The following is a 25,114-nucleotide window of genomic DNA, read 5'->3' as shown; positions in this document are numbered from 1 at the left end:
GATCACACCCGGACCCTGTCGCGCATCTCGGCGTACTTACGGTCGCCTATGCCGCTCACGTCGCGGAGTTGCTCAACGGCGCGGAAACCGCCATGGGCGGCGCGGTACTCGGTGATGCGCCGGGCGAGCACCTCGCCCACGCCCGGCAGCCCTTCGAGCTGCTCGATCGTGGCCGTGTTGAGGTCGACGACGGCGGTGGCGGGGTCCGCCGGATCCATCGGGGCGGGTGCCGCCGCGGCGGCGGGGCCGGCCGAGCCGACGACGATCTGCTCGCCGTCGACGAGCCTGCGCGCCAGGTTGAGCGAACCCGTGGCGGCCGCCCCCCGAACGCCCCCGGCCGCCCGGACCGCGTCGGCGACCCGGGAACCTCCGGGCAATGTGATCACCCCGGGGCGACGGACCTTTCCGGTCACGTGAACCGTCAGCTCGGTGGCCGGCGCGGGCCGGAGCCGTGCGGCATTACCAGGCTCCGGCGGCGGAGTCCCGGAGATCGGCGCCGGCGGGGCCAGCGGCTCGGGCTCCGGCTGGGATCTCCAGGCGTACACGCCGCCGGCGACGGCGGCCGTCAGGGCGACGAGCAGCAGGAGGCGCAACCCCGGCCTGTCCGGACCGAGAGCCTGTCCCTGTGCGGCCACGACCTTGCGCAGCGCCTCGAAGGCCGGGGGAGACGGCATGGAACGCACACGCGCGGCGGGACCGTCGAGGGAGGCGACATCCTGCGGCCGACCCCGCCCACCGGCCCACGCATCCCCCGCCGAACAGGGCGGAACGGCCTCGTCCTCCCCGTGAGGGAGCGGATCTCCCGGATCGGCAGGGCTTGCCGGCCGGAACGGCGAGAACCGATCGTTGGGCCGCGGCAGAGCGAGCAGGTCGGCCGACCCGCGCGGGAGGGGCACGGCGGCAGGTGATCCACGCCCTGTCAGGATCCGCAGCCGCGACTCGGCCCGGAACCGCTCGATGTTCTGGCCTGTGGTCCGCACCCGCAGGACGCTACGGGGCGGCACCGGGAACATCCTCGCCGAACACCGTTCTGTGGATATCCGGCCAGCCACGCGGTCAGGTTGTGGACGGCGTCCCGCCCACGGGTGTCAGGAGGGCGGGAAGGAGACGGTGATACCGAGCATCCCGGGGCCGACGTGGGCACCGACGACCGAACCGACCTCGACGACTGTGACCTCGACGAGTGCGGGGATGCGCCGGGGCAGGCGCGCCGCCAGCGCCTCGGCACGGGCCGCTGCTCCGAGATGCTGGACGGCGACCTCCACCGGGGCGGTGCCCGCGGCCTCGACCGCGAGATCCTCGAGACGGGCGATGGCCCGGCTCGCCGTACGGACCTTCTCCAGGGGAACGATCGCGCCGTCACGGATGTGCAGGATCGGTTTGATCATCAATGCCGAGCCGAGAAGGGTCGCCGCCGCGCCGATCCGGCCTCCCCTGCGCAGGTACTCCAGGGTGTCGACGTAGAAGAAGCTGCGGATCGACTCCGCGCGGCGGCGGGCGGCATCCGCCACCTCCGTCCGGGTCGCGCCCGCGGCGGCGGCACCCGCGGCGGCGAGGACGGGGAATCCCAGGCCCATGCCGATGGACCTGCTGTCGATGACGTCGACCGGAACCGGTGAATCCTCGGCTCCCGCGCGGGCGGCCTCGACCGTGCCGGACATCTCCGCCGACAGGTGGATGGAGACGATGCCGGTCGCGCCCCGGGCCGCCGCCTGGTCGTAGGCGTCCGCGAAACGCCGCGGGGCGGGCCTGGAGGTCGTCACCGGAGCCCGCTCCCCGGGCACGTCGTCCAGCGCCCTGTCGTCGAGCGACCTGCCTCCCACGACCACCTGGAGCGGTACCACGATGATGCCCAGGCGGGAGACCCGCTCTCGCGGAAGGTAGGCGGTGGAGTCGGTGACGACGGCGACCGATGGCGACATGTCCAGAGGTTACTCGGAGAAGATCAGACGAAGAAGGGCGGAGTCACGGACATCGGACCTACTGGACGGGGGTGCCTCCACGCCAGACCCGGCGGGGCTTGAGGCCGAAGGCCCAGGCGAAGGCGCCCTCGTGGTCGGCGTCCCACTGGACGATGTCGGCGAGGCGACCCGGGGCGAGAACACCGCGGTCGGAAGCCCCCAGGACCGTGGCACCGCCGAGGGTGGCGGCGCGAAGAGCGTCGCCGACGCTCATACCGAAGGCCGCCACCGCGAGGCTGATGACCAGTGACATCGAGGTGATGCCGCAGTGGCCCGGGTTGTGATCGCTGCCGAGGGCCACGGTGACCCCCTGGGCGAGCATCCGGCGGACGGGAGGCAGGCTGCCACGCTGGAGGGCGGTTCCGGGGCAGACCACGGCGGGGACTCCGTAGCGGGCCAGGATCGCGATGTCCTCGTCGGTGGTGTGGTGAAGCAGGTCGGCGGAGGCGCAGCCGAGTTCGGCGGCGAGCTGGACGGCGCCCCTGCGGGTGTACGCGCCGGCGTGCACGCGGGGCTGCAGGCCGACGTTGCGCCCGGAGGCCAGGACCCAGCGGGCCTCCTCCGCGGTGAAGTGCCCCTCGTCGCAGTAGACGTCGACGCTGTCGGCCCCCGCCGCCGCGGCGTCGGCGCACCAGGAGCCCACGGCCTCGACGTAGTCGCGCTGGCGGCCGAAGTATTCGGGCGGGACGACGTGCGCGGCCATGAAGGTCACGTGCACCCGCGGCATCATCGGCTCCTTCTCCAGCTCGCGCAGGAGCCGCACGTCGGCGAGTTCGCCGTCGCGGGTGAGGTGGTAGCCGGTCTTGGCCTCGATGGTGGTGGTGCCGCTGAGCAGCCAGTCCCGGAGCCGCTCACGGACACCGTTGCAGAGCGTCCAGGGATCGGTGCCCCGGGTGACCGTCACGGTGGAACCGATGCCGCCGCCCGCCGCGGTGATCGCGGAGGGGGTGGAACCACCGGAGCGCATCGCCATCTCGGCGTAGCGGTTGCCCGCGTAGACCGGGTGGGTGTGCGCGTCGATCAGGCCGGGGGTGACCAGCGCGCCGCCCAGGTTCTCGACGTGGTCGACGTCGACGATGTCGTCGACGACCCCGGGCACGCTCTGCGGCAGGTCCGCGGCTCGGCCGACCCAGGCGATCCTGTCGTTGTGAACGAGGATCGCCGCGTTGCTGAACACATCGTTTCCGGTCCAGAGCCGGCCGATGTTGGTCAGAAGGCGGACCGTCATCGCATCACCGCCTTGTGTTCAGGGGAAGACGCTTGGAGGAGGACCACACCCGGACGGGACGAGTCGCCCCTGACACTGCCGGGCACCGTGCCCTTCAAGCCCGCTGTGACTCCGGACGGCATCGGGGGTCTCCTGCTCTCATCCGCGTATCTGTTGTGCGGCGACAGTATCGCCGAGATCATGATCGGGCGATTTCAGTTCAGTTACGTTATTTCACAAGTCAGCCCGCTGTACAGGCTAATTGGGAAGAACGCCGCCTCACCGCGACCGCACCTCGCCCGCCGGCTCGGCGGTCACGCGTGACGTTGAGCACCTTTCCACAGCTCAGACTACTTCTTCATCGTCCGTAACAGTAGTCACCAGAGCAACTTGCGTCATAACATCTCGCTAGATTTGCCTTATGGTAGCAATCTAAACCCCGGCCGACCACTGCGGCTTTCGCGGCTTTTGTACGCTTTCGCAATCACAGTGCATCTCAGGGAGCCGTCCAGCGCAAGCCCCGTCGTTGAAACGCGATTCGCGATCAACCTAGGCTGATAATCGGGAGGCTCGGACCGTGATCCTTGACCGCCTCCACCTCGGCGACGGGCCGTCGCGTCACCGTGAGAGCACCCGGGGCGACGGCTCGACATCCCGGCTCCCGGTCACGATCCACCCGTCAAATCCCGGAAAAGGCCATGGGCAGGACACTGCGGGTAGCCTTTCCTGCGAGTTGTCCCCAGGTCACACGTATAGGAGTCGCCTTGTCTGTCCCTGCGGACGCCGGTCGGCGTCGCATCGAAGCACTTCTCCAGGAGCACGAGGACCGCGTCCTCAAGCGCTGGCTTGAGATCGCCATCTCCGCCACCGGCAGCCAGGTGGATCGCGGAGGGTTGGTCGACCAGCTACGTGATCTCTACCAGGCGCTGCGTCAGTCGTTCGAAGGCTCCGGCGACCTCAGCGACCTGCACGGCCTCCTCGCCGAGCTGTCCCGCGACCGCGCCCGCCAGGGGTTCACCCCGACTGAGACCGCGATCGTGGTGTTCGGCCTGAAGGAGGCGCTCTACGAGACGGCCGAGGAGGACGGCTCCCCCGATGCCCTGCGAGGTTTCATCTGGTTCTCCCGGGTAATCGACGACCTCGGGCTCTTCACCGTGGAGAGCTACGCGGCGGCCAGGGAGAAGATCATCATTGACCAGGCGGAGCAGCTACTGGAGCTGTCCACCCCGGTGGTCAAGCTCTGGGAAGGCATCGTCGCGGTGCCGCTGGTCGGCACGCTCGACTCGGCCAGGACACAGGTCGTCATGGAGAAGCTGCTGCAGACGCTCGTCGACACCGGCTCCGAGCACGCGGTCATCGACATCACCGGGGTGCCGGCCGTGGACACCGAGGTCGCGCAGCACCTGCTCAAGACCGTGGTGGCGGCCCGGCTGATGGGCGCCGAGTGCGTGATCTCCGGCATCCGCCCGCAGATCGCCCACACCATCGTCACCCTCGGCATCGAGTTCGGCGACATCGTGACCAAGGCCACGCTCGCCGACGCGCTGGCCCACACGTTGCGGGCGAGCGGCGTCAAGGTCGTCAACGGCGGGCAGTCCCGTATCGCCGTACGGACGGTGGAGGCCTGATGGAACGCGTGCCCATCCTCAAACTCGGCGACATCCTGATCGTCTCCATCCAGATCGACCTGCAGGATATGAGCGTGCTCGCGCTCCAGGAGGACCTCTCCGAGAAGGTGGTCGCGACCGGCGCGCGAGGAGTGATCATCGACATCACCGCCGTGGAGATCGTCGACTCCTTCATCGGCCGGATGCTGGCCACCATCGCGGCGATCTCCCGCATGCTCGACGCCGAGACGATCGTCGTCGGCATGCGCCCGGCGGTGGCGATCACCCTCGTCGAACTCGGCCTCTCCCTCGGTGGCGTGCGCACGGCGCTCAATCTGGAGAAGGGCGTCGCGCTGCTGAACCAGATCGAAAGCTCCCAGACCTCCGCGGCCGCCTGGTGACAAGCGCAGAGGAGTTGCCCATCAACGTCAACGGCGACGTCGTGCTGGTCCGCCAGCGCGTCAGGACCGTCGCCGTGAACGTTGGCCTGTCCCTGGTCGACCAGACCAAGGTGGTGACCGCGGCCAGCGAGCTGGCCCGCAACGCCCTGGTCTACGCGGGAGGAGGACAGGTGCGGGTCGAGGTCGTGCACAAGGGTGTACGGCGGGGCCTACGGATGACCTTCAGCGACAACGGGCCCGGCATCCCGGACATCGAGCAGGCGCTGACCGACGGGTGGACCACGGGTAACGGCCTCGGTCTCGGCCTCAGCGGCTCCCGCCGTCTGGTCGACGAATTCGCCCTGGAATCGACCCCTGGCGAGGGCACGCTGATCACGGTGACGAAATGGGCACGTTGATCCGCTCGCAGCCCGACGTCTGGGTACGCGCCGAGGACGCCAGTGCGATCGGCGCGCTCCGCCGTACCGCCGTGGCACTCGCCGAGATCCGGGGATTCGGCGAGGAGGACACCGGGCGGGTCGCCGTGGCGGTGAGCGAGGCCGCGTCGAACCTGGTGAAGCACGCGGTCGAGGGGGTCATGCTGATCCGGCCGCATCCCGAACTGGACTCGGCGGTCGAGGTCCTCGCGATCGACCGGGGGCCGGGGATGCACGATGTCTCCCGCGCCCTGCGCGACGGCTACTCCACGACGGGCACGCTCGGCATCGGGCTGGGGGGCATCGCCCGGATGGCCAGCGGATACGAGGTTCACTCCGTGCCCGGCCGGGGAACCGTGCTCGGCATGTACTTCGTCGCGCAGGGCGCTCCGCTGCCTCCGTCCCAGGTGAGCGGCCTGACGCGCCCGATCGGTGAGGAACACGTCTGCGGAGACGCCTTCGTGGTCACCGAGACCGGCGCCACGATGACCGTGATGCTCTGCGACGGGCTCGGGCACGGCCCCGCCGCCGCCCACGCCTCACAGGAGGCGGTGCGCCTGTTCCTGCGGCACGCGGACCTCGCACCGGTCACCGTCCTGGAGCGCATCCACACCGGCCTGAGCCACACCAGGGGCGGCGCCGTCGCCGTGGCCCGGATCGACGGTGCCGCGGGCACGGTGAGCTTCGCCGGCCTCGGCAACATCTCCGCCTGGATCGCCCGCGGCGACGGCCGTCAGGGGATGATCTCGGTGCCGGGCATCGCCGGCCACAAGGCCAGGACCCTGCGCCAGTACGAGTACACCGTGCCACGGCACAGCGTCGTCCTGCTCCACTCCGACGGACTGTCCGAGCGCTGGGACATCACCTCCTACCCCGGGCTCGTCACGCGCCTCCCCTCCGTCGTCGCCGGCACGCTGCTGCGCGACGCCGGTACCCGCAGGGACGACGCCTGCGTGGTCGCCGTCAGGCCGGGCGCATGACCGGGGACGAGCTGATCAGGGTCGGTGTCCGGGGCGACCAGGACGTCTTCGCCATGCGCAGGCTCGGCCGCGAGGTGGCGGAGAGCGTCGGGTTGGAGGCCCAGGACCAGATCCGGGTGGCCACCGCGCTGAGCGAGATCGGCAGGGAACTTCTCGACGCCGAGATCGAAGCCTCCATCGCCTTCCGACTGGAGCGGGACGCCCTGCTCATCACCATTGGCTTCTCGGCGAAGACCGGTTTCAGCCCATCGGACGGCGTGACGCTGGCGGGGCGTCTCGTCGATCTCATCGAGGTCGATCCCGCCGAGGGAAGAATAAGCATGGTCAAACGGCTCCCGCAGGGCCGCAAGCCGAGGCTCTCGGCAGAGGAGATACGCGCCGTACTCGCCGCCGCGGCGCCCACCACCGCCCTCGACGAGCTGCGCCTGCAGAACCGCGAGCTCGCCGAGACCCTGGAGGAGGTCCTGCAGCTCAACAGCGAATTACAGGAGACCAACCAGGGAGTGCTGGCGCTCTACAACCAGCTGTCCGAAGAACTGGAAGAGACCAACCGCGGCGTCGTGGCGCTCTATGCCGAGCTGGACGAGAAGTCCACGCAGCTCAGGGCGGCGGGCGAGGCGAAGAACAGGTTCTGGGCCACGGTCAGCCATGAGCTGCGCACCCCGCTCAACTCGATCATCGGCCTGGTCCGTCTCCTGGTGGGACCCGGCGGGGAACCCCTGGCCGCCGAGCAGCTCCACCAGATAAACCTCATCGGCTCCTCGGCGCAGACGCTTCTGGCGCTGGTGAGCGAGCTGCTCGACATGGCGAAGGCCGAGGCCGGGCGGCTCGATCCCCAGCCCTCCATGGTCGACCTGGTGGCGCTGGCGGAACGGCTGCGCATGACGCTCCACCCCACCAGCGGCAACGACGAGGTGACGCTCACGGTGGAGATCCCGCAGACACCGCTGGAGATGATGGTGGACGAGGTGATGCTCACCCGTATCCTGCGGAACCTGCTCTCCAACGCGCTGAAGTTCACCGAGCGGGGCGAGGTCAAGCTGACGGTGAGCATCGACGCCGCCACCCACGACCTGGTCTTCACCGTGACCGACACGGGGATAGGCGTGCCCGAGGAGCACCTGGAACGCGTCTTCGAGGAGTTCTTCCAGGTGCCGGGGAAGATCCAGGCGCGGACCAAGGGCACCGGGCTCGGCCTGCCGTACGCCCGCAGGCTGGCCGAGGCCCTGGGCGGCGGACTGCAGCTGACCAGCACCGCGGGATCCGGAACCACGGCCACCTTGAGACTGCCCTACCGGAGCGACGAGGCCCCGATGGTCGGCCGGTTGCTCGTCGTGGACGACGACGCGGAGTTCCGCGCCACGGTACGGCGGATGCTCACCGGTTTCACCGCGCACATCGACGAGGCCTCCGACGGGCTGAGCGCGCTGGAGGCGATGGCCGCGAACCCGCCCGACCTCGCGCTGGTGGACCTGCTGATGCCCCGTCTGGACGGCACCGCGCTGATGTCGCGGATGGCCGACGACGAGCGACTGCGCGGAATACCGGTGGTCATCGTGACCGTCGCCACGTCGCGGCAGGCCCCGGAGGGAGCCCCCGTAGTGATCTCCAAGCAGGGGCTCCGTCGTGACACCCTGCTGGAGGCGATCGGAAGCGCTCTGGGACACGCCCATGGGTAGCGACGGAGCGACGGTGCTGGTCGTGGACGACACCCCGACCAAGCTGTACATCCTGTCGAGCTGGCTGCGCCGCTCGGGACACCAGGTCGTGCAGGCCACCGGCGGCCTGGAGGCGCTCACCAAGGTCAGGGAGCTCCAGCCGGACCTGGTCGTCCTCGACGTACGACTGCCCGACATCAGCGGCTACGAGGTCTGCGAGCAGATCAAGGCCGACGCGGCGACGTCGTCGATACCGGTCATCCAGATCTCCGGAGCGGCGATCACCCCGGCCGACCGCGCCCAGGGGCTCGAACGCGGAGCCGACGCCTACCTGGCCGAGCCGGTCGAGCCTGACGAGTTCGCCGCGACGGTCGAGGCCACGCTGCGCTACTACCGCGCCCGGCAGCGCGCCGAACTGATGGCCCGGCGGCTTGCCGCTCTCACCGAGGTCACGCTCTCGATGAACTCCGCCGAGACCTTCGACGAGCTCCTCAGCACGGCCGTCGAGGGGGCCTCCCGAATCCTGGAGCGGCGGGGGAGCACGCTCGCGCTGCTTCCCGATGGCCGGATCCGCAGGTTCACCGCCGTACCTCCGGAGAAAGCCGCCGTCGCCAAGATCGCGACGCCGGAGACGCTGACCAGGCTGGGCGCGATGTCCCTGGGCGATGCCGCGGGAACCCAAGTTTTCACGGTCCCCACCGCCAAGTGGACGGGGATGCTGCCCGACACGAAGATCAGCGGCGACGCCTCGGTCGTGGTCTGCCGCACCAAGCTGGGCAGGCCTCCCGTCTACCTCGGGGTGGACGGGGTCCCGCCGCTCGACGCCGACGAGTCCAACGTGCTGCGCCAGCTCGGCCAGGCCCTCGCCCTCGCCGTGGACGCGCTCCGGGCGTACGCCGAGGAGCACGCGATCGCCATCACCCTGCAGCGCAGCCTGCTGCCGGCGCGGATTCCCGAGGTCCCCGGGCTCACGATCAGCTGGCGGTACCAGCCGGCGGTCGACAACGTCGAGGTCGGCGGCGACTTCTACGAGGTCCTGCGGCTGGGCGAGCGGGTGCTCATCGCCATCGGCGACGTCCAGGGACACTCGCTGCTGGCCGCCACCGTCATGGCGGAACTGCGCCACGCGCTGCGCGCCTCCATCATCGGCACCTCGGATCTCGGCACGTCGATGGCCCTGCTCAACGACGTGCTGCGGCGCTACCACCCGGGTATGACCGCCACCGTCTGCCTGCTCCTGCTCGACCCGGTGACCGGGGAGATGGAGGTCGCCAACGCGGGGCACATCCCGCCTCTTCTCATCGCCGACGGACGGGCCCACTACCACCGCATGGGCAATCTCCTGCTGGGCGTGGCCGAGGAGAGCTACCGGGTCGACCGGGTGAACGTGCCGGAGGGAGGCTCGGTGCTGATGTTCACCGACGGACTCATCGAGGACCGCGACAAGCTGCTCGACGAGAGCCTGGAGATCGTACAGCACCTGGCCGAGGAGGTGGAGGAGGATCTGGAGGCCTTCTGCGACCGGCTGATCGAGAGGTTCGGCGCCAGGGAAGACGACGTGGCGCTGGTCATGTTCCGCCGCGAGAGGTGAGTAAGGACGCCGCCGTACCGCCTCGGGAGGCGGTACGGCGGAAGGAACCGATCAGACGGTCTCGACCGGCTTGGCGGTCTTCTCCAGCTCGGCGAAGAGGCCGGGCAGAACCCTGGCGTGCAGCACCGTGCCGTCCTCGGTGTGCTCGATGCCGAGGACCTCGCCCTCCCCGTGCGCTCTGGAGATCAGGTCGCCGCGCTCGTACGGCACCAGAAGCCTGACCTCCTGGTCGAACCGGGGCAGCTCCCGCTCGATCACTGCCCTCAGCTCGTCGATCCCGGCGCCCGTGCGGGCCGAGACCACGACCGTGTGCTTCTCCCGCGCGGTCAGCTGGGCCAGCACCACCGGGTCGGCGGCGTCGGCCTTGTTGATGACCACGATCTCCGGGATGTCGCGGACGCCCTCGATGTCGGCGAACACCTCACGTACCGCGACGAGCTGCGACTCGGGGTCGGGGTGCGAGCCGTCGACCACGTGCAGGATCAGGTCGGCATCGCCGACCTCCTCAAGCGTGGAGCGGAACGCCTCGACGAGCTGGTGCGGCAGGTGCCGGACGAACCCGACCGTGTCGGCCAGCGTGAACAGGCGGCCGTCGGGCGTGTGCGCCCTGCGGACCGTCGGGTCGAGCGTGGCGAACAGGGCGTCCTCGACCAGCACTCCGGCGCCGGTCAGCCGGTTCAGCAGCGAGGACTTGCCCGCGTTGGTGTATCCGGCGATGGCCACGGCGGGGACCTCGCGCTGCAGGCGTCGGGCCCGCTTGGTCTCGCGGGCGGTGGTCATCTCGCCGATCTGGCGGCGCAGCTTGGCCATCCGCTCGCGGATCCGGCGACGGTCCAGTTCGATCTTGGTCTCACCGGGACCGCGACCGCCCATGCCGACGCCGCCCGCGGCGCGCCCACCGACCTGGCGGGACAGGTTGCCACCCCAGCCTCGCAGGCGCGGCAGGAGGTAGTTGAGCTGCGCGAGCTCGACCTGGGCCTTGCCCTCGCGGCTCTTGGCGTGCTGGGCGAAGATGTCGAGGATCAGCATGGTCCGGTCGATGACCTTGACCTTGACCGTCTCCTCGAGCTGGCGAAGCTGGCCGGGGCTCAGCTCACCGTCGCACACCACGGTGTCGGCACCGGTGGCGGAGACGATGTCGGCGAGCTCCTGCGCCTTGCCCGAACCGATGTAGGTCGCCGTGTCGGGCTTCTGGCGGCGCTGGATCAATCCCTCCAGCACCTGTGAACCCGCGGTCTCGGCGAGGAGCTTGAGCTCCAGGAGGGAGTTTTCGGCGTCGATCGCCGTACCGGAGGTCCAGACGCCGACCAGGACGACCCGCTCAAGTCGCAGCTGGCGGTATTCGACCTCGGTGACGTCTTCCAGCTCCGTGGAGAGGCCCGCCACCCGGCGCAGTGCCTGGCGCTCGGCCAGATCCATCTCGCCGGTGTCCAGCAGGTCGTCGAATCGATCGATGTCCAGCGGCTCACGAGTGTCTATGTCGTCGCTCCATTCAGATGGTGGGTCCGTATGCGTTCTTCTCATATGAGTGAACGCCCGAACACCCCGGGTCTCTTCCCCCCGATGGTGCCACGGGAACCGCTCCGTCATCACCTGGTTATCACCGCTCCGTCCGCCGAGCGGCGCGGTGCCGGGGTCGGTGCCCGGTTCAGGAGAGCAGGACCCGGGCGTCGCCGGAACCGGTCCTCAGCGTGATCTTGTGCGGCGCCGAGGGGTCCCTGACCACCTCCACGGTCTCGTCGCCGGAACCGGTCTCGGTGGTCACGTCGTAGCTGCCCTTGGGAAGGTAGGCGGCCACGTCGCCGGAACCGGTCTCGATCTCCACCCTCTCGGGCATGACCGTGAATTTCGCCTCGACCTCGCCGGAGCCGGTGTCGGCGGTGAACTGCTTGGACCCCAGGTTTCCCGCCTCGACGTCGCCGGAGCCGCTCTCGGCGTGTACTCCCCCGGTCAGCCCGCGCAGCGTGATGGTGCCGGAACCGGTGTCGAGCTTGGCCGTCAGACCAGGCGGGATCTCGACCTTGTAGTCGACCGAGCAGCTCGGCCCGTCACAGCGGTGCCGCAGGGTGAGCGTGCCACCGTCCACCGGGTGCTCGGTGGTGGGCCTGTCGCCGCCGCGCCAGTGGATGGTCTCGGTCACGTGGACGGCCTGCCGGTCCGACTCGGTGACCACGATGTCGCCCGAGCCAGTGGCGACGTCCAGGGCCGTCACCCTGCCGGTGACGTCGTAGGAGACGACGTCCTGCTGCCGGTCGCGGAAGTCCAGGGCGAACTCGCATCCCGAGAGCATGAAAACCGCCCCCAACAGCCCACCGGCGACGATCGTGTTCCTCTTCATGCGCCCGATCCTCGACTTTCCGGGAAGTCTCCACTTCCCATTCATGACTTGTCCGTCCTCTCCCTCTACCGGGAGGCGCTGATCCAACTGTCTCCCACTACATCCCCCGGATCATCGGGGAATTCCCCGAGCGAGCCCTGAGGGGGACCCTGCCTTTGACCGGGAACCGGCCGTCAAGTAGCGTCTATTCCACAGTTCAGAAACGATTTTCCACGATACGGAAAGAGGGCTCATGGACGGCGTTGAGATCAGTGGCCCCGGCCAGGACCGCTTTGACGAGATCCTCACGCCGGAGGCACTGGCCTTCGTGGCCACCCTCCAGCGCGAGTTCAACGACCGGCGCCTGGAACTGCTCCAGGCCCGCCAGGACCGTCAGGCGGAGCTGTCCGCGGGCGGCACCCTCGACTTCCTGCCCGAGACCAGGCACGTGCGCGAGTCCGAGTGGCACGTCGCCCCGCCCGCGCCCGGTCTGGAGGACCGCCGCGTGGAGATCACCGGCCCGGTCGACCGGAAGATGACGATCAACGCACTGAACTCCGGCGCCAAGGTCTGGCTGGCCGACTTCGAAGACGCCAACGCCCCCACCTGGGAAAACACCGTCAACGGCCAGCTCAATCTCCGCGACGCGCTTGACCGGACCATCGACTTCTCCGTCGGGGAGAAGAGCTACACCCTCAAGCCCGACTCCGAGCTGGCCACCATCGTGGTCCGCCCCCGCGGATGGCACCTGGAGGAGAAGCACCTCACCCTCGACGGGACGCCGTTCTCCGCCTCCCTCGTCGACTTCGGGCTCTACTTCTTCCACTCGGCTCAGCGGCAGATCGCCAAGGGCAAGGGCCCGTACTTCTACCTGCCGAAGATGGAGTCGCACCTGGAGGCCCGCCTCTGGAACGACGTCTTCGTCAGGGCCCAGGAACTGCTCGACATCGCCCAGGGCACGATCCGGGCGACGGTGCTCATCGAGACCTACCCGGCCGCGTTCGAGATGGAGGAGATCCTCTACGAGCTCCGCGACCACTCCGCCGGCCTCAACGCGGGCCGCTGGGACTACCTCTTCAGCGTGATCAAGAAGTTCCGCACCCGCGGCCGCGAGTTCCTGCTGCCCGAGCGGAACGCGGTGACGATGACCGCCCCGTTCATGCGCGCCTACACCGAGCTCCTGGTCAGCACCTGCCACCGGCGCGGGGCCCACGCCATCGGCGGGATGGCCGCGTTCATCCCCTCCCGCCGCGACCCCGAGGTCAACAAGATCGCCCTGGAGAAGGTCACCGCCGACAAGACCCGCGAGTCCGGCGACGGCTTCGACGGTTCGTGGGTCGCCCACCCCGACCTGGTGCCGATCTGCCGCGAGGTCTTCGACGCCGTCCTCGGATCGCGGCCGAACCAGCTCGACCGCCTGCGCGAGGACGTCTCCGTCTCCGCCGCCGACCTGCTCGCGGTCGCCAAGACTCCCGGCGACATCACCGAGGCGGGGCTGCGCAACAACGTGGACGTGGCACTGCGCTACCTGGCCGCCTGGATGGGCGGGCTGGGCGCGGTCGCGATCCACAACCTGATGGAGGACGCGGCGACCGCCGAGATCTCCCGTTCCCAGATCTGGCAGTGGATCCACAACGACATCAAGCTCGCCGACACCGGCGCCCTGGTGACCAGGGAACTGGTCGAGCAGATCATCGACGAGGAGCTCGCCAAGATCAAGGAAGAGCCCGGATACGACGAGGCCCTCTACGACCAGGCGACCGCGCTGTTCAAGGAGGTCGCCCTGGACGACGACTTCGCGGAGTTCCTTACTCTCCCTGCCTATGCGCGTATGCCATGACATGACCGGCCCGACGGTGAGGAATCCTCATCCCCTGACGAGGATTCCTCACTCCAGGCGGTCACCGGCGGCGGATGCGGAGGCCGGGCCGAGTGGATACTTTGCGTGCATGAGTGATGACAGGAACGGCGAGGAAGCCGGTCGGGGCGACTACGGTTCGCTGCTCGACGCCGTCAAGCGCGAGATCACCGGCAGCCGGGGACGGGTGGCCCTGCTCACCACCGATGCCGAGCTGATCCGGCAGTACTGGCGGATCGGCCGCCACATCCTCGAACGGCAGACGGACGATGACTGGGGCAGGAAGGCGGTGCCCCGGCTCTCGATCGACCTGCGCGGCGCCTTCCCCGAGGCCATGGGCTACTCGCGGACCAACCTCCTCTACATGAGGGCGTTCGCGGCGGCCTGGCCGGACTCCGTCCCACAGACCGGGCGGCCGATCCCGTGGGGCCACCACATCGTCCTGCTGGACATGCTGGACAACCGGGCGACGAGGGAGTTCTACGCGCGCAAGACCGCGGACGAGGGGTGGGCCAGGGGCGTCCTGATCACGATGATCAAAGGCCGGCTCCACCTCCGCATCCGCCACTCCCCGCCAGGCCCCGCCCGTACCTCGCCGGTCCCCGACTGCCGGTCCGCCCAACGGGAGTTCGCCGGCCTGCTGGACGAGGGCCCCAGACACGGTAGAAACGCCGGCGCCCCCGCACTGAGCGAGAATGCAAGATGAGGGTTATGTCGTTAATCGGCTGATGTAGGCCGGTGGGCGACAGCAACGGCGTCCCTGTCGTCGCCGGGCCCTCGGTCACATCGCAGGAGGAACGATGCCGACAAAGACACTGGACGAGTCGGCCCGCAGGTTCGAGGAACTCCTCGGCCCCGGGTCGGTGATCACCGACCCCGTACGGCTGCGCACCTACGAATGTGACGGGCTGACCCACCACCGAGCCACTCCCGGCGTCGTGGTGCTTCCGGAGAGCGCCGAGCAGATCGCGGCCGTGGTGCGGATCTGCAACGAGTACGGTCTGCCGTTCGTGGCCAGGGGCGCCGGGACGGGTCTGTCCGGCGGGGCTCTGCCCAGGAGCGACGGGGTGCTGGTGGTGACCTCGAAGATGCGGCGGATCCTCTCCGTCGACGTGCCGAACCGGCGGGCGACCGTGGAGCCGGGGGTCACCAATCTGGCGATCACCGAGGCCGTCCGCGACCTGGGCTACTACTACGCCCCCGACCCCTCCAGCCAGCAGGTCTGCACGATCGGCGGCAACGTGGCGGAGAACTCGGGCGGCGCGCACTGCCTGAAGTACGGCTTCACGGTCAACCACGTGGTCGGCCTGGAGATCGTCACCCCCGACGGCGACATCGTCGAACTCACCGATGTCGATCCCGGCTACGACCTGCTGGGCGCGTTCGTCGGCTCGGAGGGCACGCTCGGCATCGCGACCAAGGTCGTCGTACGGCTGAGCCGGCTTCCGGAGGCCGTGACGACGCTGCTGGCGGCGTTCGAGGACATCGAGCGGGGCGGGCGGGCGGTCTCGGCGATCATCGGCGGCGGCATCGTGCCGGCCGCGATCGAGATGATGGACGCCCTGGCCGTCGAGGCGGCCGAGGCGGCCGTGGCGTGCGCCTACCCCGAGGGGGCCGGCGCGGTGCTCATCGTGGAGCTGGACGGCCCGGCGGAGGAGGTCGCGCACCAGTTCGGCGAGGTGACGCGGATCTGCCGGGAGAACGGCGCGTTCGAGATACGGGTCGCCGACGACCCGGTGGAGCGGGCGGCCATCTGGCGGGGCCGCAAGTCGGCGTTCGCCGCGGTGGGCCGGATCAGCCCCGCCTACATCGTCCAGGACGGCGTCGTGCCGCGGACCGCGCTGCCCGAGGTGCTGGCGAGGATCGACGGGCTCTCCCGCGAGTACGGGATCAGGGTCGCGAACGTCTTCCACGCCGGTGACGGCAACCTGCACCCGCTGGTGCTGTTCGACGACGCGGAGCCGGGCGCGGGCGAGCGGGCGGAGATCGTCTCGGGAAGGATCCTCGACCTGTGCATCGAGCACGGCGGTTCCATCACCGGTGAGCACGGCGTCGGAGTGGACAAATCCCGATATATGCCAAAAATGTTCTCGGACGACGACCTCGACACCATGCAGTTGGTGCGCTGCGCCTTCGACCCCCGCGGCCTGTCGAACCCGGGCAAGATCTTCCCGACCCCGCGGCTGTGCGGCGAGGTCCCCGGGGTCCGCAAGGGCGTGCACCCGCTGGTCGCGTCCGGACAGGCGGAGCACTTCTGATGGAGGCACTGCACGAGACGGGTGTGACGGTCCGCCCGGCGACCCCCGACAGGACAGCGGGTGGGGTCCTCCCCCGCTGGGTGGCCCTGCCCGAGAACACCGATGAGGTCGCCGCGCTGATGCGTGTCTCGGCCGCGCACGACCTGGCCGTGGTCCCGGCAGGAGGCGGCACGAAGCTGGGCTGGGGAAATCCCCCCGAGCGGTGTGACCTGCTGATCGACACCCGCCGCCTGCTCCTCGGCAACGGATCGGCGGTCGAGCACTCCGCCGGCGACCTCGTGGCGCGGGTCAGCGCCGGGCTCTCCCTCGACGTCCTCGACTCCACGCTCTCGCGGTTCGGGCAGGAACTGGCCCTGGACGGCGCCCCGCGCGCCGGCACGGTCGGCGGCACGCTCGCCACCGCGGTCGCCGGCCCCCGCAGGTTCCGCTACGGCACCGCCCGCGACCTGCTGATCGGCATCACGGTCGTGCTGGCCGACGGCACGATCGCCTCCTCGGGCGGCAGCGTCGTCAAGAACGTCGCGGGCTACGACCTGGGCAAGCTCTTCACCGGTTCGTACGGCACGCTCGGTGTCATCACGGAGGCCACCTTCCGTCTCCACCCGATCCCGGCCGACCGCCGCTGGATCACCGTGGAGCCGGCTTCCCTGGCCGGCGCCGGCCACGGAACGGCCGAGCTGGTCACCGCGCTCGCGGCCGCTCTGGCCGAGCCGAGCGCGATCGAGCTGGACTGGCCGGACCTGCTGGGCCCGCCCACCATGTCCGCGCTCGTCGAGGGGGTGGCCGCAGGCGCCCGGGCGGAGACCGTGCGCCGGCTCATGGACGGGTACGGGAGCGCACTGATCACCGCGGAGGCGCCCACCTGGTGGGCGGTACCGCCCGGTGCGGACGTACTGCTGGAGTTGCGGGTCCCGCCCGCCGCCGCGCACCTGGCACTGCGGGCGGTCGCCGCGCGCGGGCTGCCCGCGCGGGTACGCGGTTCGGTGGCCTCGGCGGTCCTGCGGGTCGCCCTGCCCGCGGACGTCGACGAGGCGGCCTTCGCCGAGTTCGTGACGGGCCTGCGCGACGACCTCCGCAGGCTCGGCGGCGGACTGACCGTGCTCACCGCACCTTCCGAGGTCGCCCGCCGGGTGGATCGCTGGGGCCCGTCGGGCGCGCTGCCGCTGATGCGGCGGATCAAGGAACGGTTCGACCCCGACCGGAGGATGTCCCCCGGCCGGTTCGCGGGAGGGATCTGACATGGACCCGAAGCTGATCAATGACTGTGTGCACTGCGGCTTCTGCCTGCCCTCATGCCCGACATACGTCCTGTGGGGCGAGGAGATGGACTCCCCCCGCGGCCGTATCCATCTGATGAAGCAGCACGTCGAGGGCACACCGCTGACACCTGAGATGGCCGGGCACTTCGACGCGTGCCTGGGGTGCATGTCGTGCGTGTCCGCCTGCCCGTCCGGGGTGAGGTACGACCGGCTGATCGAGCAGACCCGCGCCGAGGTGGAGCAGGTACACGTACGGAAGCCCGATGACCGGGCGCTGCGGGCGCTGGTCTTCCAGCTGTTCCCCTACCCCCGGCGACTACGGGCGATGCGGCTGCCGCTGCGGCTCAGTGCCGGACTGCGCCGCGCGATCGCCCCGAGGCTGGAGCGGATCAACCCGTCCCTGGCCGCGATGGCCGACCTCGCTCCCCCGGCCGCCGCCAGGGAGGAGTTGCCGCGCGTGCTCCCGGCGCGGGGGCCGCGCAGGGCGACGGTCGGGATGCTCACCGGTTGCGTGCAGGGCGAGTTCTTCCCGCAGGTGAACGCGGCCACGGCCCGGGTGCTCGCGATGGAGGGCTGCGACGTGGTGATCCCGCCGTCGCAGGGCTGCTGCGGGGCGTTGTCACTGCACTCGGGCCAGGAGAGGCAGGCTCTGCGATTCGCGAAGCGGACGATCTCCACCTTCGAGCGGGCGGGCGTCGACACGATCGTGGTCAACGCCGCCGGCTGCGGATCGACGATGAAGGACTACGCGGAGATCCTCGAAGCCGAGGGAGGCGGGTGGGCCGACAGGGCACGGGCGATCAGAGTCGCCGACCTGGCCGAGTACCTCGCCGCGCTCGGGCCGGTGGCCGAACGGCACCCGTTGCCGCTCACCGTGGCCTACCACGATGCCTGCCACCTGGCCCACGCGCAGGGGATAAGGTCCGAGCCCCGCAGGCTCCTGGAAGGCGTGCCCGGCCTGGTGCTGAAGGAGATCGCCGAGTCGGCGATCTGCTGCGGCTCCGCGGGAACCTATAACCTGTTCCAGCCCCAGGCCGCCAGGGATCTCGGTGACCGCAAGGCGGAGCGGGTGCTGGCCACCGGCGCCGACCTGCTGGTCTCGGCCAACCCCGGCTGCACCATGCAGATCGCCTCGGCGATCCGCCGCCGGGGAGACGCGCCCATCCCCGTGGCGCACACCGCCCAGGTCCTCGACGCCTCGCTGCGCGGGCTCACGGAGGTGCCGTGAGCGAGCCGTCCGGCGGCCACGGGACAGGCAAGGATCCGGGGTCGCCCGGCGAGGAGGTCACATGAGCGCTGTGCAGTCGGTCGACCGGGCACTGGACGTGCTGGAGGCGCTGGCCGAGCAAGGCGGGGAGGCGGGGCTCTCCGAGATCGCGACCAGGACCGGCCTGCCCTACGGGACGATCCACCGACTGCTGCGCACCCTGCTCGCGCGGGGCTACGTGCGCCAGGAGTCCGACCGCCGCTACGCCCTGGGCGGCGCGCTGGTACGGCTCGGCGGGGTGGCCGATCGCATGGTCGGCGTGTGGGCGCAGCCCCACCTGACGAAGATGGTCGAACTGTGGGGCGAGACGGCCAACCTGGCGGTGCTGGAGGGGGACTTCGTGGTCTACGTCGCCCAGGCGCTCTCGCCGCGGCGGCTGCGGATGTTCGCCGAGGTCGGCAGGCGGGTGCTGCCGCACAGCACGGCGGTGGGAAAGGTGCTGATGGCCGACCGGCCGGACACCGAGGTGGCGTCGCTGGTCAAGCGCACCGGCATGCCCCGGCGGACCGCCAACACGATCACCGACCTGCAGGGGATGCTCGCCGAGCTTGAGCGGGTGCGCGAGCACGGGTACGCGATGGACCTGGGCGAGGAGGAGATCGGCGTGCACTGCCTGGCGGTGGGCGTACACGACGGGGCGCGGACCGTCGCCGCGCTGTCGGTCTCCGGGCCCGCCGAGCGGATCTCCGCGCTCGACCGGCGGGACCTCACCGAGGGGATGCGCAGGATCGCGCGCGACTTCGGCGCCGAACTGGGTCCGGCCACGTCAGCCCAGGCGGACGGCACGGCGTGAGCCGCTCGTCCCCCGAGCGGGCGTGACGGGAGGCGACCGCTTCCGGATCATGGCTGGTGAAGCAACCGGCGACTCGGCACACGGGGGCGGCATGTCGCTCCACGCGGGGCGGGGGCTCCCCGACTCGGCCGATCAGGTGTGGACGCGGTGGACGGGCAGTCCGTCGGCCGAGCAGTGCACCTCGACCTTGACCTCGGTCTCCTCCGACTCGAACTCGACACGGGCCCGGGCGTCGGGTCCGCGCTCGACGTCGTCGACCTGGAAGCCCTGGGCCGGGCTCCACGAGCGGAGCGTGACCAGGCCGTTCTCACATCGGGCGATCACCCTCCCGCCCGCCGTGGCGATCACCCGGCTCTTGCCGGTGTCCGCGGCGGGTGTGGCGGAAGCCGTCGGAGCGGGGCTCGGGGTGTTCCCGGCCCCGCCCACCGCCGTCGGAGCGGTGGAGGGAGCGCCGGGAAGCGACGAGGCGAGGACGAGAGCCTCGTCGACCTCGGCCGCGGAGAGAGGCCGGAGCCCGGCGGTCGTCAGCGGCTCGCTGATATGGTCGATCACCGCCACCCCCGCTCCGGTCGCGAGGAGTCCGGTGACCAGCCATCCGGCCACGACCAGGGGAAGACGCTTGCGCATGCGTTCACTGTGCCACCTGAAACGATAAGGCAAGGTTAAGGGGCCGATAACCCGCTTTTGACGTGGTGCGGAAGGAGGCTAACGTGGCGGCAAATGTCGAACGTACTGCTCATCGAGGACGACGCCGCGATCCGCACCTCCCTCACCCGGGGCCTGCGCGACCGCGGTCACGCCGTGTCGTCCGCTCCCGCCGCTCTCGACGGCCTCCGGCTGGCCGTTGAGGAACGCCCCGACCTGGTGGTGCTCGATCTCGGCCTGCCCGACATGGACGGGCTGGACCTCCTTCGGATGCTCCGGGCGGTGAGCCGGGTCCCGGTGATCGTGGCGACCGCGCGGGACGGGGACGCGGAGATGGTCAGATTGCTGGACGCGGGCGCCGACGACTACGTGGTCAAGCCGTTCAGCGCGACCCAGCTCGACGCCCGGATCCGGGCGGTGCTCCGGCGGGTGGCCGGCGAGAACCGCGCCGACAGCTCGGTCACCGTCGGGGGCCTGCGGATCGACCCGCGTACCCGGGAGGCGACCCTGGACGGGGCGCCGCTGGATCTGAGTCCCCGGGAGTTCGACCTGCTCCACTACCTGGCCGCCCGCCCCGGCGAGGTGGTCACCAAGCGGGAACTGCTCACCCACGTCTGGCAGATCCCCTACGGCGGAGCCGACAAGACCGTGGACGTCCACCTGTCGTGGCTCCGCCGCAAGCTGGGCGAGACCTCCCAGGAGCCCCGCTACCTGCAGACCGTCCGGGGCGTCGGCGTGCGACTGGCCGCCCCGGCATGAGGCGCTGGCTGACCCTGCTGGTCGCGGCGACCACCTCCCTGGTACTGATCGCGCTGATGGTCCCGCTGGCGCTCCTGGTCCGCACGGTGGCGGTGAGCGGGGCGGTCAGCGAGGCCGAGAGCGAGGCCGAGTCGGTGGCCGTCGCGGTCGGCGCCGTGGACGCCGAGACCCTGCGGCTCACCACGGAACAGACCTCGCACCCGGTCACCGTCTTCCTCTCCGACGGCCGGCTGATCGGTGCCCCGGCCCCGCGCTCCACCGCTGTGGAGCTGGCCTTCCTCGGTCGCAGCGTCACCGCCGCCGCCCCCGGCGGCAGGGAGATCCTGGTCTCGGTCCAGGGGGCGCCCGGGGGCACCGCGGTGGTCCGGGTGTTCCTGGACGACGACCGGCTGACCAGGGGGGTGCCCCAGGTCTGGGCCGGACTGGCGGCGCTCGGCCTGGCCCTGGTCGGGCTGGGCGTGCTGGTCGGCGACCGGCTGGCCCGCGCGGTGATCAGGCCGATCACCGCGCTGGCGGGGGTCTCACACCGGCTCGCCGCGGGCGACCTGTCCGCCAGAACCGTGCCCGACGGCCCTGTCGAGGTGCACGCGGTCGGCATCGCCCTCAACCATCTGGCCGAGCGCATCACCGGCCTGCTGGCGGAGGAGCGGGAGAGCGCCGCCGACCTGTCACACCGGCTGCGCACCCCGCTGACCGGGCTGAGGCTGGAGGCCGAGTCCCTGACCGACCCGGAGGAGTCGGCCAGGATCGAGGCCCGGGTGGACGCCCTGGAACGCGCCGTCACCTCGGTGATCAACGAGGCCAGACGGCGGGTGCGGGACCGGGCCGAGTGCGACGCGGCGGCGGTGACCGCGGCCCGGGTCGCGTTCTGGTCGGTGCTCGCCGAGGATCAGGCGCGGCACTTCACCCTCGACCTGGCCCCCGGCCCGTTGCCGGTCGCCGTCCCCGCGGACGAGCTGGCCGCCTGCGTGGACGCGCTGCTCGGCAACGTGTTCGCGCACACGCCCGAGGGGGTCTCCTTCTCCGTACGGTTGGAGCCGGCCGAGGGCGGCGTGCTGCTGACCGTCGCCGACGCAGGCCCCGGCTTCGCCACCTCCGACCCGCTGCAGCGCGGTGAGAGCGGGGCCGGGTCGACCGGCCTCGGCCTCGACATCGCCCGCCGCACCGCCGAGTCGGCGGGTGGCTCGCTGTCCCTGCGGACCTCTGCCGCGGGCGGGGCGGGCGTGATCCTGTTCCTGCCCGCCGCCACGTCCTGAGGATCCTCGGCCTCCGCCTGAGAGGCTCAGCGGGTCGCCGCGGAGGCGTTCCCCCCTTTCCGGCGGGGCTCGTCGCGCACGAGCACCGGGTCCTCCACCGGCGTCCGGCCGCGTTCGGGGAACGGCTCGGGGGACATTCCTGGCAGCCGGGAAGCCCGATCCGGCCCGCCCAGGGGGAGATCCGAAAACCGGTTTCCCTCGCTTAACGATCTCTTAGCATGCCCCTATCAAAATCTCCGCAAATCTTGACCCATGAAGCGAATCACCAGAATCACCGTCGGAACCCTCGCAACCGCCGCCCTGCTGACCGCTGGGAGCGGCGTCGCCCTCGCCGCGCACCAGACGGGCAGCACGGCGATCATCACCGCCGCCGCCGACACGACCGCGGCGGACATCTCCGCTCGCAAGGCCGTGCAGATCGCCAAGAAGCGCGTCCCCGGCGCGCGGGTGACCAAGGTCGAGCGCGAGTGGGAGCACGGCCAGCGCGCCTGGAAGATCGAGCTGCGCAAGGGCGCCTGGGAGTACGACGTCTACGTGTCGGCGAGGACAGGAAAGATCATCAAGTTGAAGCGCGAGTACGACGACTGATCAGCAGGCCTTGAGTACGGCCTGCATGGCGTCCTTCTCCGCGGAGGTCACCCACAGGCCGTACTTGACCTTCACCTTGATCTGGCGCTCGACGTAGGGGCATCGGTAAGCGTGGCGCGGCGGGAGCCAGGTCGCCGCGTCACCGGCGCCCTTCTGGCTGTTCAGCGGCCCGTCGACGGCCAGCAGGTTCAGCGGGTCGTTGGCCAGTTCCTTGCGTTTGGTCTCGGTCCACGCTTGGGCGCCCTTCTGCCAGGCATCGGCGAGCGCGATCACGTGGTCGATCTGCACCGCCGAACTGGTCCGTGTCCCACGCTCGAACTTGATGGTCTTGCCACTGTAGGGGTCGTCGAGAACGCCGGACTGGACGATGCACTTCTTGCCGCCCTCCTTGAAGGTCACATCCTTCAGGTCGCGGATGAGAATGTCGTTGCGGGTGTCACAGCCGTTCTTGTCGACGTCCGACCACGCGGGCCCGAACTCGTCACGGTCGAAACCGGTCATCGAGGCGCGGCCCTTGACCTCGAGCTTCTTCAGGTCCTGGAGCGCCTCGGGCGCGGACTGCCCGCCGCCGGAGGACTTCGTACCGTCGTCCAGACCGCCCGGGATCGGGCCGCAGCCCACCACCGTGAACGCGATCGTCGCGATGACCATCCCTCGTGCCAGCGCAGCCCGCACTATGCCACCTCTCCCGCGCGTTCACTACCTCTGAAGCGGCAAATTATTCCAGATACCTCCTTCAATCCTAAAAGCCTCAAGCGGTCTGTGGGAGACCGGGAGGCTTTTCGGTGCGTCAATCCGCACCTTAACCACGTCTCACATCTGACCTGCACAAATACATTGCGACCACCGTCCCATCGGAAGCACGCCTCGAAATTTTTACTCAACGCGACTATCGACTACGTAAAGTAACGGTGCTCTAATGGCCAAGAGCGCTCACAATGGGTGAGCGAAAAACCACGAAGAGGATTCGCATGGGTGAGATCTCATCGCGTCATCCCCACCTCGCACGGGCCGCGACAGGACTGTTCAGCACCGCGGCCGCCCTGCTCCTGGCCTCTACCGGCTCCACCGCGGCGGCCGCGCAGCAGGCCTCCAACCTGCCGCCGAGAGTGGTCCAGCTCGCGGAGAACGCGAGCTGCCCCTTCAACAGCCTCTGTCTCTACCGCGACCACGGCTTCAACGGGCCGGGATACAGCATCCCCGCGGGCTACCCGACCGATCTGAACAACGTGCCGATGCCGGGTGGCGTGGGCGGTTCCTCCACCGCCGCGAACAACGTCTCGTCATGGATCAACAACACCGGCTACTACGTCCTGCTGATCGACTACGAGGGTGAGGAGCGCACGCTGTATCCGGGCTACTCCTTCGAAGAGCCCCCCGAGACCAATGACAGCGTCGACGCCGTCGACTGGCGCTACTGACCCCGCCCCCCTTTCTTCTCCCCGCGCGCCCGCCCGTCCGGGCCTCGGGGAGAAGGTATCCGCGACCGTCCCGGTCAGGTGATCAGGATCCCGCCGTCGACCGGGATCACCGCACCGGTGACGTACGAGGCGGCGTCCGAGGCGAGGAAGATCGCCGCCGCGACGAGTTCGGCCGGATCTCCGGGACGGTTCATCAGCACCCGGTGCTCAAGCTGCCAGGCCATGTAGTCCTCCGCGTACTGATCGGTCATCTCCGAGGCGAAGAAACCCGGCTCGACGCAGTTGACCCGGATACCGCGACGTCCCGTCCACTGCTGGGCGAGGTCACGGGTGAGGCCGACGACCCCCGCCTTGGACGCGCTGTAGGCGGCCTGCGGCAGCCCGGCGGTCGTCTCGCCCAGGATGCTACCGACATTGACGATCGAGGAGCCGGGCTTCATCACCCTGGCGCAGGCCTGCGCCATCCAGTAGGTGCCGTACAGGTTGATCTCCACCACCTGCCGGAACTGCTCGGGCGTCTCCCTCAGCGCCGGGACCGCGGTGCCCACCCCCGCGTTGTTGATCAGGATGTCCACCGCACCCAGTTCGGCGACCCCGGCTTCGGCCAGGGCCTGGCAGTCCTCTGGCTTCGCCACGTCGGTGACGAGGGCCACGCACCGTCTGCCGGTCTCCTCGACCAGGGCGCGGGTCTCCTCAAGGCGGTCCTTCCTGCGAGCGCCGATCACGATGTCCGCCCCCGCCTCGGCCAGGCCCCTGGCGAACGCGACGCCGAGCCCCGAGGACGCGCCGGTGACAATCGCGACCTTGCCGTCCAGCCGGAATCGGTCCAGCATTTGATCCTCCCAGTCCACCCCACATGCCGAATCAGATCC

The 25,114-nt window shown here is 70.1% G+C and carries 24 protein-coding genes; 16 read left to right on the top strand and 8 right to left on the bottom strand.

All coding sequences use genetic code 11. The features are described from left to right. Nucleotides 1-2: 2 nt before the first annotated feature. From AB0J58_RS06080 to hutI, 3 genes are all read right to left on the bottom strand, one after another. A complete protein-coding gene (locus AB0J58_RS06080; RefSeq protein ID WP_364210908.1) occupies nucleotides 3-674 on the bottom strand; it encodes a ComEA family DNA-binding protein in 672 nt (223 codons plus the stop codon). 414 nt (nucleotides 675-1,088) lie between these two features. Further along, a complete protein-coding gene (locus AB0J58_RS06075) occupies nucleotides 1,089-1,922 on the bottom strand; it encodes a DegV family protein (protein WP_364210905.1) in 834 nt (277 codons plus the stop codon). A gap of 58 nt (nucleotides 1,923-1,980) precedes the next feature. Continuing rightward, nucleotides 1,981-3,189, bottom strand: coding sequence for an imidazolonepropionase (hutI, locus tag AB0J58_RS06070; RefSeq protein WP_343979893.1), 1,209 nt, complete (start codon nucleotides 3,187-3,189; stop codon nucleotides 1,981-1,983). 743 nt (nucleotides 3,190-3,932) lie between these two features. On the opposite strand from hutI, the gene AB0J58_RS06065 reads away from it, so the two are divergent. Genes AB0J58_RS06065 through AB0J58_RS06040 form a run of 6 tightly spaced genes read left to right on the top strand, consistent with a single transcriptional unit; the run spans nucleotide 3,933 to nucleotide 9,821 of the window. After that, entirely contained in the window at nucleotides 3,933-4,796 is an 864-nt protein-coding gene (locus AB0J58_RS06065; protein WP_364210902.1) for an STAS domain-containing protein, read from the top strand. Beyond that, nucleotides 4,796-5,176: an STAS domain-containing protein gene (locus tag AB0J58_RS06060; protein WP_343979899.1), complete on the top strand. Its 381-nt coding sequence runs from the start codon at nucleotides 4,796-4,798 to the stop codon at nucleotides 5,174-5,176. The genes AB0J58_RS06065 and AB0J58_RS06060 overlap by 1 nt, the downstream gene beginning before the upstream one ends. Next, nucleotides 5,173-5,574 carry an anti-sigma regulatory factor gene (locus AB0J58_RS06055; RefSeq protein ID WP_343979903.1) on the top strand — a complete coding sequence of 134 codons (402 nt, stop codon included), beginning with the start codon at nucleotides 5,173-5,175 and terminating at the stop codon, nucleotides 5,572-5,574. Before AB0J58_RS06060 ends, AB0J58_RS06055 begins: the two co-directional genes overlap by 4 nt. Then, a complete protein-coding gene (locus tag AB0J58_RS06050; protein ID WP_364210899.1) occupies nucleotides 5,562-6,572 on the top strand; it encodes an ATP-binding protein in 1,011 nt (336 codons plus the stop codon). The genes AB0J58_RS06055 and AB0J58_RS06050 overlap by 13 nt, the downstream gene beginning before the upstream one ends. After that, entirely contained in the window at nucleotides 6,569-8,251 is a 1,683-nt protein-coding gene (locus tag AB0J58_RS06045) for an ATP-binding protein (RefSeq protein WP_364210896.1), read from the top strand. Before AB0J58_RS06050 ends, AB0J58_RS06045 begins: the two co-directional genes overlap by 4 nt. Further along, nucleotides 8,244-9,821 carry a SpoIIE family protein phosphatase gene (locus tag AB0J58_RS06040; protein WP_364210893.1) on the top strand — a complete coding sequence of 526 codons (1,578 nt, stop codon included), beginning with the start codon at nucleotides 8,244-8,246 and terminating at the stop codon, nucleotides 9,819-9,821. The genes AB0J58_RS06045 and AB0J58_RS06040 overlap by 8 nt, the downstream gene beginning before the upstream one ends. 51 nt (nucleotides 9,822-9,872) lie before the next feature. On the opposite strand, the gene hflX is transcribed toward AB0J58_RS06040, so the two are convergent. Then, on the bottom strand, nucleotides 9,873-11,240 hold the full coding sequence (gene hflX / locus AB0J58_RS06035) for a GTPase HflX (protein ID WP_364211056.1): 1,368 nt from the start codon (nucleotides 11,238-11,240) through the stop codon (nucleotides 9,873-9,875). Between the two features lie 229 nt (nucleotides 11,241-11,469). Then, complete coding sequence (locus AB0J58_RS06030; protein WP_364210890.1) at nucleotides 11,470-12,159, bottom strand: DUF4097 family beta strand repeat-containing protein; 690 nt, start codon at nucleotides 12,157-12,159, stop codon at nucleotides 11,470-11,472. A 232-nt stretch (nucleotides 12,160-12,391) separates the two neighbouring features. Between AB0J58_RS06030 and aceB the strand changes: the two genes are divergently transcribed. The 6 genes from aceB (at nucleotide 12,392) to AB0J58_RS06000 (ending at nucleotide 19,573) form a co-directional block, all read left to right on the top strand. Further along, nucleotides 12,392-13,978: a malate synthase A gene (gene aceB / locus AB0J58_RS06025; RefSeq protein ID WP_364210887.1), complete on the top strand. Its 1,587-nt coding sequence runs from the start codon at nucleotides 12,392-12,394 to the stop codon at nucleotides 13,976-13,978. A 109-nt stretch (nucleotides 13,979-14,087) separates the two neighbouring features. Continuing rightward, nucleotides 14,088-14,702, top strand: coding sequence for a DUF1016 N-terminal domain-containing protein (locus AB0J58_RS06020; protein WP_364210884.1), 615 nt, complete (start codon nucleotides 14,088-14,090; stop codon nucleotides 14,700-14,702). Between the two features lie 94 nt (nucleotides 14,703-14,796). Beyond that, nucleotides 14,797-16,254: an FAD-linked oxidase C-terminal domain-containing protein gene (locus AB0J58_RS06015; RefSeq protein WP_364210881.1), complete on the top strand. Its 1,458-nt coding sequence runs from the start codon at nucleotides 14,797-14,799 to the stop codon at nucleotides 16,252-16,254. Then, nucleotides 16,254-17,492, top strand: a complete 1,239-nt coding sequence (locus AB0J58_RS06010; RefSeq protein WP_364210878.1) for an FAD-binding oxidoreductase — start codon at nucleotides 16,254-16,256, stop codon at nucleotides 17,490-17,492. The genes AB0J58_RS06015 and AB0J58_RS06010 overlap by 1 nt, the downstream gene beginning before the upstream one ends. A gap of 1 nt (nucleotide 17,493) precedes the next feature. Beyond that, the gene (locus AB0J58_RS06005) at nucleotides 17,494-18,741 is read left to right on the top strand and encodes a heterodisulfide reductase-related iron-sulfur binding cluster (protein ID WP_364210875.1); all 1,248 of its coding nucleotides are present in this window, start codon (nucleotides 17,494-17,496) and stop codon (nucleotides 18,739-18,741) included. 61 nt (nucleotides 18,742-18,802) lie between these two features. Continuing rightward, nucleotides 18,803-19,573 (top strand): IclR family transcriptional regulator, encoded by a 771-nt coding sequence (locus AB0J58_RS06000; RefSeq protein WP_364210872.1) that lies wholly within the window; start codon nucleotides 18,803-18,805, stop codon nucleotides 19,571-19,573. Between the two features lie 132 nt (nucleotides 19,574-19,705). On the opposite strand, the gene AB0J58_RS05995 is transcribed toward AB0J58_RS06000, so the two are convergent. Next, nucleotides 19,706-20,200, bottom strand: coding sequence for a hypothetical protein (locus AB0J58_RS05995; RefSeq protein WP_364210869.1), 495 nt, complete (start codon nucleotides 20,198-20,200; stop codon nucleotides 19,706-19,708). 93 nt (nucleotides 20,201-20,293) lie between these two features. On the opposite strand from AB0J58_RS05995, the gene AB0J58_RS05990 reads away from it, so the two are divergent. The 3 genes from AB0J58_RS05990 (at nucleotide 20,294) to AB0J58_RS05980 (ending at nucleotide 22,821) form a co-directional block, all read left to right on the top strand. Beyond that, the gene (locus tag AB0J58_RS05990; protein WP_343979941.1) at nucleotides 20,294-20,977 is read left to right on the top strand and encodes a response regulator transcription factor; all 684 of its coding nucleotides are present in this window, start codon (nucleotides 20,294-20,296) and stop codon (nucleotides 20,975-20,977) included. After that, nucleotides 20,974-22,233: a HAMP domain-containing sensor histidine kinase gene (locus AB0J58_RS05985; protein ID WP_364210867.1), complete on the top strand. Its 1,260-nt coding sequence runs from the start codon at nucleotides 20,974-20,976 to the stop codon at nucleotides 22,231-22,233. Before AB0J58_RS05990 ends, AB0J58_RS05985 begins: the two co-directional genes overlap by 4 nt. Before the next feature lie 252 nt (nucleotides 22,234-22,485). Then, the gene (locus AB0J58_RS05980) at nucleotides 22,486-22,821 is read left to right on the top strand and encodes a PepSY domain-containing protein (RefSeq protein ID WP_364210865.1); all 336 of its coding nucleotides are present in this window, start codon (nucleotides 22,486-22,488) and stop codon (nucleotides 22,819-22,821) included. Here the strand turns inward: AB0J58_RS05980 and AB0J58_RS05975 are convergent, their stop codons facing one another. Then, nucleotides 22,822-23,496, bottom strand: coding sequence for an HNH endonuclease family protein (locus AB0J58_RS05975; RefSeq protein WP_364210862.1), 675 nt, complete (start codon nucleotides 23,494-23,496; stop codon nucleotides 22,822-22,824). Nucleotides 23,497-23,792: 296 nt separating this feature from the next. Here AB0J58_RS05975 and AB0J58_RS05970 point away from each other — a divergent pair, with 296 nt between their 5' ends. Then, nucleotides 23,793-24,242 carry a peptidase inhibitor family I36 protein gene (locus AB0J58_RS05970; RefSeq protein WP_364210859.1) on the top strand — a complete coding sequence of 150 codons (450 nt, stop codon included), beginning with the start codon at nucleotides 23,793-23,795 and terminating at the stop codon, nucleotides 24,240-24,242. A 74-nt stretch (nucleotides 24,243-24,316) separates the two neighbouring features. On the opposite strand, the gene AB0J58_RS05965 is transcribed toward AB0J58_RS05970, so the two are convergent. Continuing rightward, complete coding sequence (locus AB0J58_RS05965; RefSeq protein WP_364210856.1) at nucleotides 24,317-25,075, bottom strand: SDR family oxidoreductase; 759 nt, start codon at nucleotides 25,073-25,075, stop codon at nucleotides 24,317-24,319. Nucleotides 25,076-25,114 lie beyond the last annotated feature (39 nt).

Origin of the sequence: Streptosporangium sp. NPDC049644 (assembly GCF_040675205.1) — a bacterium.
GTDB classification, from domain to species: domain Bacteria; phylum Actinomycetota; class Actinomycetes; order Streptosporangiales; family Streptosporangiaceae; genus Streptosporangium; species Streptosporangium fukuiense.
This window is presented reverse-complemented; position numbering and strand designations above follow the sequence as displayed.

What these genes read in the sequence shown, in the direction of transcription:
- AB0J58_RS06045 (WP_364210896.1), top strand. Translation starts at nt 6,569, where the DNA reads ATGACCGGGGACGAGCTGATCAGGGTCGGTGTCCGGGGCGACCAGGAC.
- AB0J58_RS05970 (WP_364210859.1), top strand. Translation starts at nt 23,793, where the DNA reads ATGGGTGAGATCTCATCGCGTCATCCCCACCTCGCACGGGCCGCGACA.
- AB0J58_RS06040 (WP_364210893.1), top strand. Translation starts at nt 8,244, where the DNA reads ATGGGTAGCGACGGAGCGACGGTGCTGGTCGTGGACGACACCCCGACC.
- AB0J58_RS05980 (WP_364210865.1), top strand. Translation starts at nt 22,486, where the DNA reads ATGAAGCGAATCACCAGAATCACCGTCGGAACCCTCGCAACCGCCGCC.
- AB0J58_RS05995 (WP_364210869.1), bottom strand. Translation starts at nt 20,200, where the DNA reads ATGCGCAAGCGTCTTCCCCTGGTCGTGGCCGGATGGCTGGTCACCGGA.
- AB0J58_RS06080 (WP_364210908.1), bottom strand. Translation starts at nt 674, where the DNA reads ATGCCGTCTCCCCCGGCCTTCGAGGCGCTGCGCAAGGTCGTGGCCGCA.
- hutI (WP_343979893.1), bottom strand. Translation starts at nt 3,189, where the DNA reads ATGACGGTCCGCCTTCTGACCAACATCGGCCGGCTCTGGACCGGAAAC.
- AB0J58_RS05985 (WP_364210867.1), top strand. Translation starts at nt 20,974, where the DNA reads ATGAGGCGCTGGCTGACCCTGCTGGTCGCGGCGACCACCTCCCTGGTA.
- AB0J58_RS06075 (WP_364210905.1), bottom strand. Translation starts at nt 1,922, where the DNA reads ATGTCGCCATCGGTCGCCGTCGTCACCGACTCCACCGCCTACCTTCCG.
- AB0J58_RS06010 (WP_364210878.1), top strand. Translation starts at nt 16,254, where the DNA reads ATGGAGGCACTGCACGAGACGGGTGTGACGGTCCGCCCGGCGACCCCC.
- AB0J58_RS05990 (WP_343979941.1), top strand. Translation starts at nt 20,294, where the DNA reads ATGTCGAACGTACTGCTCATCGAGGACGACGCCGCGATCCGCACCTCC.
- AB0J58_RS06015 (WP_364210881.1), top strand. Translation starts at nt 14,797, where the DNA reads ATGCCGACAAAGACACTGGACGAGTCGGCCCGCAGGTTCGAGGAACTC.
- aceB (WP_364210887.1), top strand. Translation starts at nt 12,392, where the DNA reads ATGGACGGCGTTGAGATCAGTGGCCCCGGCCAGGACCGCTTTGACGAG.
- AB0J58_RS06050 (WP_364210899.1), top strand. Translation starts at nt 5,562, where the DNA reads ATGGGCACGTTGATCCGCTCGCAGCCCGACGTCTGGGTACGCGCCGAG.
- AB0J58_RS06060 (WP_343979899.1), top strand. Translation starts at nt 4,796, where the DNA reads ATGGAACGCGTGCCCATCCTCAAACTCGGCGACATCCTGATCGTCTCC.
- AB0J58_RS06005 (WP_364210875.1), top strand. Translation starts at nt 17,494, where the DNA reads ATGGACCCGAAGCTGATCAATGACTGTGTGCACTGCGGCTTCTGCCTG.
- AB0J58_RS06020 (WP_364210884.1), top strand. Translation starts at nt 14,088, where the DNA reads ATGAGTGATGACAGGAACGGCGAGGAAGCCGGTCGGGGCGACTACGGT.
- AB0J58_RS06030 (WP_364210890.1), bottom strand. Translation starts at nt 12,159, where the DNA reads ATGAAGAGGAACACGATCGTCGCCGGTGGGCTGTTGGGGGCGGTTTTC.
- AB0J58_RS05965 (WP_364210856.1), bottom strand. Translation starts at nt 25,075, where the DNA reads ATGCTGGACCGATTCCGGCTGGACGGCAAGGTCGCGATTGTCACCGGC.
- AB0J58_RS06000 (WP_364210872.1), top strand. Translation starts at nt 18,803, where the DNA reads ATGAGCGCTGTGCAGTCGGTCGACCGGGCACTGGACGTGCTGGAGGCG.
- hflX (WP_364211056.1), bottom strand. Translation starts at nt 11,240, where the DNA reads ATGGATCTGGCCGAGCGCCAGGCACTGCGCCGGGTGGCGGGCCTCTCC.